The 7,773-nt window shown below is 58.8% G+C and carries 5 protein-coding genes and 1 pseudogene; 2 read left to right on the top strand and 4 right to left on the bottom strand.

All coding sequences use genetic code 11. From position 1 onward, the window contains the following. From FYB76_RS20165 to FYB76_RS26700, 4 genes and pseudogenes are all read right to left on the bottom strand, one after another. Positions 1 to 205: pseudogene (locus FYB76_RS20165) on the bottom strand (IS91 family transposase); the annotation flags it as partial. Positions 206 to 237: 32 nt separating this feature from the next. After that, the gene (locus FYB76_RS20160) at positions 238 to 3,267 is read right to left on the bottom strand and encodes a Tn3 family transposase (protein ID WP_154134810.1); all 3,030 of its coding nucleotides are present in this window, start codon (positions 3,265 to 3,267) and stop codon (positions 238 to 240) included. Then, positions 3,264 to 3,857, bottom strand: coding sequence for a recombinase family protein (locus FYB76_RS20155; RefSeq protein ID WP_154134809.1), 594 nt, complete (start codon positions 3,855 to 3,857; stop codon positions 3,264 to 3,266). The genes FYB76_RS20160 and FYB76_RS20155 overlap by 4 nt, the downstream gene beginning before the upstream one ends. Before the next feature lie 406 nt (positions 3,858 to 4,263). Continuing rightward, positions 4,264 to 4,497: a hypothetical protein gene (locus tag FYB76_RS26700; protein ID WP_195724683.1), complete on the bottom strand. Its 234-nt coding sequence runs from the start codon at positions 4,495 to 4,497 to the stop codon at positions 4,264 to 4,266. On the opposite strand from FYB76_RS26700, the gene FYB76_RS20150 reads away from it, so the two are divergent. After that, complete coding sequence (locus FYB76_RS20150) at positions 4,420 to 5,772, top strand: IS5 family transposase (protein ID WP_154134808.1); 1,353 nt, start codon at positions 4,420 to 4,422, stop codon at positions 5,770 to 5,772. The genes FYB76_RS26700 and FYB76_RS20150 overlap by 78 nt on opposite strands. A gap of 101 nt (positions 5,773 to 5,873) precedes the next feature. After that, on the top strand, positions 5,874 to 7,595 hold the full coding sequence (locus FYB76_RS20145; protein WP_154134807.1) for a methyl-accepting chemotaxis protein: 1,722 nt from the start codon (positions 5,874 to 5,876) through the stop codon (positions 7,593 to 7,595). Positions 7,596 to 7,773: the final 178 nt, after the last annotated feature.

The raw sequence follows: 7,773 nt of genomic DNA, 5'->3' as shown, positions 1-7,773 counted from the left end.
GAGTTTGTGCGATCACCCGCAGAAAGATGCGCAGCACCATGCTCAGCACCGCTCCGTCGCGTTGCATGAAGTACCGCAACCTCTTGGGCACGGAGAGCACCCACTGGCGCACCGGCAGGCGGGGGAAAACGTGGTCGCTCAGGTGTGCCGCCGTCTCCACCATCCGCCGCGTGGTGCACGAGGGGCAGACTCCCCGGCCTTTGCAGGGGGTCTAAGCCGGAACCCCCGGAAATTTTGTCACCCCAAATCCAGCCCGGCCAAGAGCGCGTCGAGGTCGATCATCTTGCCTCCGTTCTGGAATGTGTAGTGCCCATTCAGCAGGATGTGGCGCCAGGCTGCAGGCGACATCCGGGTGATCAGCGTCACGGCCTTGGCGTTGCCGCTGGCCTCGCACTTCGTCAGCAGGTGCGACAGGATGGCCGAGTTGTAGTATATGATCGCATTCGCGATCAGGCGCGCGCACTGGTTGCTGATCTCGATTTCGATGTCAGTCCGCCCGGTCAGCTCCTTCTTTCCGCCGACCTGGGCGATGGCCGAGCGCAGCTGGTGGTAGGACTCGATGCGGTTTTGTGAGCGGTGGACATTGCGCTCCAGTTGCGGATCACGCAGGTAGCGCAGCGTGTAGATGCTGCGGATGAGCTTGTCGAATTCGAAGATCGCCCTCCGCGTCGGGTTCGTCGTGGTGTAGGTGCACAGCTTGCGGATCAGCGAGCCCTGGGTCATCTCCTTCAGCCCGAGTGTGGCGACAATTTGATTCATGCTCTGGTTTTCGTCGACGATCGCCGGCAGGTCAACCTGGCCGACCGGGCGGATCAAGTATTTCTCGTACAGCGCAGGGTCATCGGCGCAATACAGTTCCTTCAGTTGTTTATCCATCGCGGTGAAGCGCGGCTCGAAGCGCGGGCCGAAGCAGTACAGGATGGCGAAGTTGGCCTTGTTGACGCTGTGCATGTCGCCGGTGATCGCCATTGGCACGATGTCCGACGTGTTGCGATACCAGATGTCAAACACATGGTGCGCCTCGTATTCGTGTGCGCCGATCAAGTTGCCGTTGATGGGTACATGGTTGCATAGCAGCGTGTAGGCGACCACGCCCTTGCCGCGCCCGAAATACTTGCGCGAAGAGCGCGCCTTCACGGTTGGCCGCTCGACGCCGAATTTCTGACCATCGACGGCACCGTACAGCGTATCCAGATCAAACGAATAATGCGGGAAGATCGGCAGCGCGGCAATGGCGTTGCTGATGCGGTCGTTGGCGGCCTGGAGCGATGCCTGGCGCAGGTACTGCTGGTACGTCGTCTCCAGCACGTGGTACGGGATGTCGCTGGTGCGCGCCATGACCTGATTGCCGTGGTTCATCGCCTGCGCGATGATGACCGCCATCAAACTGTCGGCATCGGCTACCTTCTTCGCATAGCGCGGCTGCAACGGCGTCAGCGCCGACAGGAACTGGCACTGTCCGTTGACGAAGCGGAACACGTCGGCAACATCGCAGTGCGGCAGTTGTTCGTAAAACCCCTTCTCGCGGACCTTCTGATTCTCCACCTTGGGCTTGCGCCAGATCAGCTTCTTCGTGTCCTTATCGTAGTCCAGGTGCGTCAGTTTTCCTTGTTTCAGTTCGGTGTTGAAGGCGAGCCATTGTGCGCGCAGCTCGGCCGTCAGCACGTCGAGCTGGGCTTTGATCGGCTGACGCAGGAAAGGTATGTCCATTTGCGCGAGCGCGTCGGCCTTCTCGTCCATCGAGACCAGCTCGTCGGAGAAGTGGCGGTGTTGCAGGCTGTCGTCAAGATAAATCTCGCCCGACTGGAATCGTTTCCTGATCTGCCGATAGAGCCAGAATTCGTAGTGGTCAGCGTGCAATCCGGTCTGCTTACCGTCGGCATCGAAGGTCAACAGGTATGGTCGCAATCGTTTCGGCAACGTGGCCACCGGACATTCCGCCATCGGCCGTTGCGACAGGCGCTGCTGCTTGGCGAACACGCTCTTGGCCCAGGCCAGCGCTGCGAGCCAAGGACTGTCGGGGACGGTGCTGGCAAAGTCGAGTGCGACATACAGCGGTCGCAGATGTCGGCGGATGCGTTCGGCTAGATTGTCCACCGCCTGCCAGTGCAGGGCCAATTTGCTCATCGGCTTCACGCTCAAGCGCTGACCGGTGATTTGTAGCGTGTCCTTCGGCATGATCTTGAACGCGCGCTGGCGCACGGTGCCGAACGGCGTGGCGTCGTCTACCGTGTCATCGACATAGATCAACAGCAGGCGACCGACCTGCGGCGTACCCTGCTGACGGCGCACATGTTCCGCTAAGAAGGACTTCTGCGCGAGCGCGCTGCTCTCGTCCTCCAACTGCTTCATGTGATAGGCCATCGCATCGACCAGGTTGTCGGAGAGCTGCCGGTAACGTTGCCAGGCGTAGCACAACAAGTAGAGATGGGTCTGATCCGCCTTGAGGTTGCGCAGGTCGTGAACGGTATAGAAATTCGCCAGGCTCGCGTAGTACAGCAGGTTTTGCTGCGAAACGCCCAGCTTGGGCAGTAGAGCCTTGGCGATCCGGTGCAGTGGCTCCAGCACGGTGCGCTTCTCGCGCTCGCGGATCATCTGACGCCAGCCGAAGCTCTTGGCGTCCTGTTTGAGCGCCGCCAGTTGAGACAGGGTGTCATCACGTACCAGGAGCTGGGTTAACGCGGCTTTGGTCGGCTCGTCGATCACTTCGCCCAACAGATCGGCAAGGCGTCGACGTTCAGTCGACAGTGCGTCGCTGATGATATCCTGTAACGTGGTGTACGCCGGACGGACGATCTTGTGTTGGTTGAGCCAGACGATCAATTCGGTAGCGACGAATCCCGGAGTCACGTCGCGCAGTGCGATTTGTGCGGCCTGTATGGCAAGTTGCGGAATGAACTCACCAGACCATTGCCGGTAGCCAAACAGATCGGCGATGAGCCTGCGCTGGGTGTAGAGCTCGTGGTCGGTGATCGTCTTGTGCTCGAATGCCTCTCCTTGGCAGTATCGGCTCAAGACAAAACCAACATCATCTTCGACGTCAAGCCAGTCAAAGCGGAAGAACGTCTGCTTTGCCTTGAAATAACCGATCTGCAAGATGCTGTAGACCTGTGCCGGAATGCCCGGCCGACTGGTGGCAAGCGCCAGTTCCGCTTCCGACAGCGCCAGGAAGCCCAACTGCTGGCCGTCGTCGAAGTCGGGTAGTCCATAAAGCGCTTCGTGTTCGGCTTCGGAGAGGACGGTCAGTCGCTTGCTCTTGGCCGTCATTCCTGTGCTGCCTTCGTGGCGGCAGGCCAGCCGATCCTTGCCAACGTCTCGATCAGCGTAGTGCGCTTGACCTCGAAGTTGCGGCATACCGCCGCCTTCGACATGTCGCCGTTCAGTGCTGCGAGAATGGCGTCCAATTTCTCGCCTGTGATCGCCAGCGGCCGCCCGCCGCGACGGCCGCGGCGCTTAGCGGCGGCAAGTCCGGCTATGACGCGCTCGCGCGTCAGCGCGCGCTCGTACTGCGCGAGGGCGCCGAACACCTGGAACAGGAATTCGCCCGACGGCGTGGTGGTGTCCATGCTTTCCGTCAACGAGCGAAATCCTACACGCCTTTCCTTGAGCCCGTTCACGATACCGAGCAGGTGCGGCAGTGAGCGGCCAAGCCGGTCAAGTTTCCACACCACTAACACGTCTCCGGTTTGGAGATATTCCAACGCTTTGGCTAGGCCTGGCCGGTCATCCCTGGCGCCGGAGGCATGATCCTGGAACAGGTGGCGCACATCGACGCCGGCCGCCAGCAGCGCGTCGCGCTGAAGGTCGGTGGACTGGCGGTCATTGTCAGTCGATACGCGCATGTAGCCAATAAGCATGTGCGGAAAACCAGTGGATTGAGATTTGCGTATGGTATACCATTGCGGCACCATTTTCCGTACGAAATTTCTGGGGTGTTGGGGATCGCCGTGACGGTTTCGGCCGAACTGTCGCCAAACAACTGTTTTCCGTCAAGCGCACTGAACAAATTCGACCGAATTTGGGTGTCTAACAGTCCTTGTTAAGAGACGTTAGTTGTTCAATAGATGTATTCGTTGATTCATATTAAAATAATTGCCGATAGTAGTTGAAATCCCGGTCGCGAAAGCATATCGTTGGCGTTCAGTCAGCCGCCCAGGATCCCCAACCCGCTCCTGATGCACACAGATTCTTCCCCAGGCTGCCTTCTTCTTTGCACCCGGCCAAGCCCCGCCGACATCACCTCGGATTTATTTCTAACGAATTTCAATGATTGTCGCCAACCAATCGATGCCAGGTACCGAGTCCACCCTGAACAATCCGCAAGTCGTTGATCTGCAATACGATTTCGGCTGAAGTGTGGTGCGATATTTGCAAGGAAACAAATACCGGCCCCGCGCTTTCTTGCAAATTTGGCAGCCCATGAAGCCCCACACCCGCACCGCCCAGACCGCCGAGATGTTCCGTCCGCGCTTGGATGAGCAGCTCAACATGAAGCATCCGCTGATCCGCCTTGCCGGGCTGATGAACTGGGAGTTGATCGAGCATCACTTCGCGGGCCACTTCACTTCAGGCCGAGGTCGGCCAGCCTTGCCACCCCGCTTGGTGGGCGGTCTGCTGTACTTGCAGCACGCCAACGATGCCTCTGATGAGATGGTGGTCAACACCTGGCTGGAGAACCCGTACTGGCAGTTCTTCACCGGCGAGACCTACCTGCAAACCGAGTTGCCCATTGATCCGTCAAGCCTGACTCGCTGGCGCCAGCGCATTGGTGAAGAAGGCGTGGAGTTGCTGCTGGCTGTGACCATCGAAGCGGCTAAAGCCGCAGGTCTGATCAAGCGCGCCAGCCTGGACAAGGTGATCGTGGACACCACGGTGATGCCCAAGGCCATTGCCCACCCCACGGACAGCCGCTTGCTCGAGCGCAGCCGGCAGCACATGGTCAAGTTCGCGCAAGACCACGGCTTGAGCCTGCGCCAGAACTACAACCGCGAGGCGCCGCGCCTGGCCACACAGGTCGGCCGCTATGCCCATGCCAAACAGTACAAGCGCATGCGTGCCGCCATCAAGACACTGCGCACCCGAGTGGGCCGCGTTCAGCGTGACGTGCAGCGCCAGTTGACCAAGCTGCCCGAGCAGGTTCAGGCCAAGGGGCAGGACCTGCTGCAGCGCGTGGGCCGCATCCTCACGCAAAAGACCAAAGACAAGAACAAGCTGTATGCCCTGCATGCGCCCGAAGTGGAGTGCATCTCCAAAGGTAAGGCACGCAACCCCTACGAGTTCGGTGTGAAGGTCACACTGGCGACCACGCTCAAAGAAGGCCTGGTGGTGGGCATGCGCTCCATGCCCGGCAATCCGTACGACGGGCACACGCTGGATGAGACCATCGAGCAGGTGAGCATCCTGGCCAACCACCGGCCGCGTACTGTGATGGTGGACAAGGGCTACAAGGGTGCCGAGGTCGAGGGCGTGCAGATTCTCAGATCAGGCCAGCGGCGAGGCGTGACGCGCACGATGAAGGCCATGATCAAACGGCGAAGCGCGATCGAGCCGACGATCGGACACATGAAGAGCGACGGACGACTGGATCGAAATCCACTCAAGGGCGCGCTGGGCGATGCGCTGCATGCCGTGCTGTGCGGTGCCGGGCACAACATCCGCCTGCTGCTGAGCCTGTTGAGGCTTTTTGTTGCCCATCTACAGGCCGTTGTCTTGGCTTGGCTGGCGCGCTCGGCCTGTCACTACCGCGTTCAGGTTGCGCTGACTGCCGCGTGAGGCAATTGTTCAGGGCGGACTACCGACTTCGGATTTATTAGGAAGTCGCCGACTTGAGGCTCCCCGTGCAAGCGAATACGAACTACTTCAGGAGAATTCAAATGAATATCACAAACTTGAAAATCGGCGTACGGCTCGGCGCGGGTTTCGGGCTGGTGTTGCTGCTGATGGCGTCATTGATCGCGATCGGGTTCATACATCTGACCAGCATTGGCGAAACCAGCAACAAAATGGTTGATAAGGATTGGGTCAAAGCGGAGGCGGCAAACACGATCGACGCCACGACACGGGCCAACGCACGCCGGACCATGGAACTGCTCATTGCGCCCGACAAGGCATACGCGGACAAGATCCGCGAACATATCGAGTTCAACAAGAAAACCATTAACGAGGCGATGGAGACTCTCGACAAGCTGATTTACCGGCAGGAAGGCAAGGCCCTTCTGGCAAAAATCAAGGAGAGCCGCGCCCAATATGTCGCCTCCTTTAGAAAAGTTGACAAGCTTGTGGCCGAGGATAAGCGGGACGACGCCACCCGCATGATGATCACCGAAACGCTCCCGGCACTCGATGTGCTGCAGGGCAGCATCAAGGAATTTACGGAGCTGCAGAAGAAGATCGTCGAAACCAGCGGAGCCGATATTAAGCAAAGCATCAATTCCTCCCGGAATCTGATGATTGGCCTGGGAATGGCTGCAGTACTAATCGGCATCGCCTTTGCATATGGCATCACACGATCGATCACCCGCCCAATAAATGAAGCGGTAAAAGTGGCGCAGACCGTCGCCGCCGGCGATTTAACCAGCCAGTTCGATATCAATTCGATGGATGAAACTGGACAGCTGTTGCAGGCGCTCAAGGATATGAACGATAGTCTGGTTAATATCGTTGGCCAGGTGCGCATCGGCACCGATACCATCGCCACCGCCTCCAGCCAGATCGCCAGCGGCAACTTGGATCTGTCTTCCCGTACCGAGCAGCAGGCCAGTTCACTCGAGGAAACCGCTTCCTCGATGGAAGAACTGACCAGTACTGTCAAGCAAAACGCCGACAATGCGCGCCAGGCAAACCAGTTGGCAATTTCTGCCTCGGAAGTGGCGATCAAGGGTGGCACTGTAATGTCGCAGGTGGTCGACACTATGGGTTCGATCAATGCATCGTCAAAAAAGATTGTCGATATTATCGGCGTGATCGACGGCATCGCGTTTCAAACCAATATCCTGGCACTGAACGCGGCGGTGGAAGCGGCGCGTGCCGGCGAACAAGGGCGCGGCTTCGCAGTGGTGGCGTCCGAAGTGCGCAACTTGGCGCAGCGCTCGGCGGCGGCAGCGAAGGAAATCAAATCCCTGATCGGCGATTCTGTTGAAAAGGTCGATATCGGTGCCAAACTGGTTGATCAGGCCGGCTTGACCATGCAAGCCATCGTCAACAGCGTCCAGAGCGTCACTGACATCATGGGAGAAATTACGGCGGCCAGCCAAGAGCAGACCTCGGGCATCGAACAAATCAACCAGGCCATCACCCAAATGGATGAAGTCACACAGCAGAACGCCTCGTTGGTAGAAGAGGCCGCCGCAGCGGCGGCGTCCCTACAGGAGCAGGCTGGCAGTCTGGCTCAGGTCGTCAGTGTGTTCAAGATTGCTGCGACGCAAACGACGTCCAGAGCGCCTATACAACCAGCACGACGTCTGGTGCCACTAGCCAGCCCGGCCCAGGGAGTCGTTACGCCATACCGGAAAATAAAGGGCGGTCCGCGGGTTGCTCCGTCACATAAACGCCTACCGGTAGCAACAGCCACAGTCAACGACTGGGAAGAATTTTGACCCAGCATTCGACGCCAGACCACCGCGATACATGATGGTGCTCCCAATCGGTTCGGTGGAAGCGGAGCTAAGGAAATGCCAAATTCTGCTGTTTTTTGGTTTACCGCCCCTGAATGGGCGCTACACATTTCAGAGCGGCGGCAACATGATCGACCTGGACGCGCTCTTGGCTGTGCTG

The sequence above is a fragment of the Herbaspirillum sp. CAH-3 genome, assembly GCF_009668275.1.
Lineage (GTDB): Bacteria > Pseudomonadota > Gammaproteobacteria > Burkholderiales > Burkholderiaceae_D > Herbaspirillum > Herbaspirillum aquaticum.
This window is presented reverse-complemented; position numbering and strand designations above follow the sequence as displayed.

Bases quoted from the DNA above. Each gene is read 5' to 3' on its own strand.
- FYB76_RS26700 (WP_195724683.1), bottom strand. From the start codon at position 4,497: ATGCTTCATGTTGAGCTGCTCATCCAAGCGCGGACGGAACATCTCGGC.
- FYB76_RS20150 (WP_154134808.1), top strand. From the start codon at position 4,420: ATGAAGCCCCACACCCGCACCGCCCAGACCGCCGAGATGTTCCGTCCG.
- FYB76_RS20160 (WP_154134810.1), bottom strand. From the start codon at position 3,267: ATGACGGCCAAGAGCAAGCGACTGACCGTCCTCTCCGAAGCCGAACAC.
- FYB76_RS20155 (WP_154134809.1), bottom strand. From the start codon at position 3,857: ATGCTTATTGGCTACATGCGCGTATCGACTGACAATGACCGCCAGTCC.
- FYB76_RS20145 (WP_154134807.1), top strand. From the start codon at position 5,874: ATGAATATCACAAACTTGAAAATCGGCGTACGGCTCGGCGCGGGTTTC.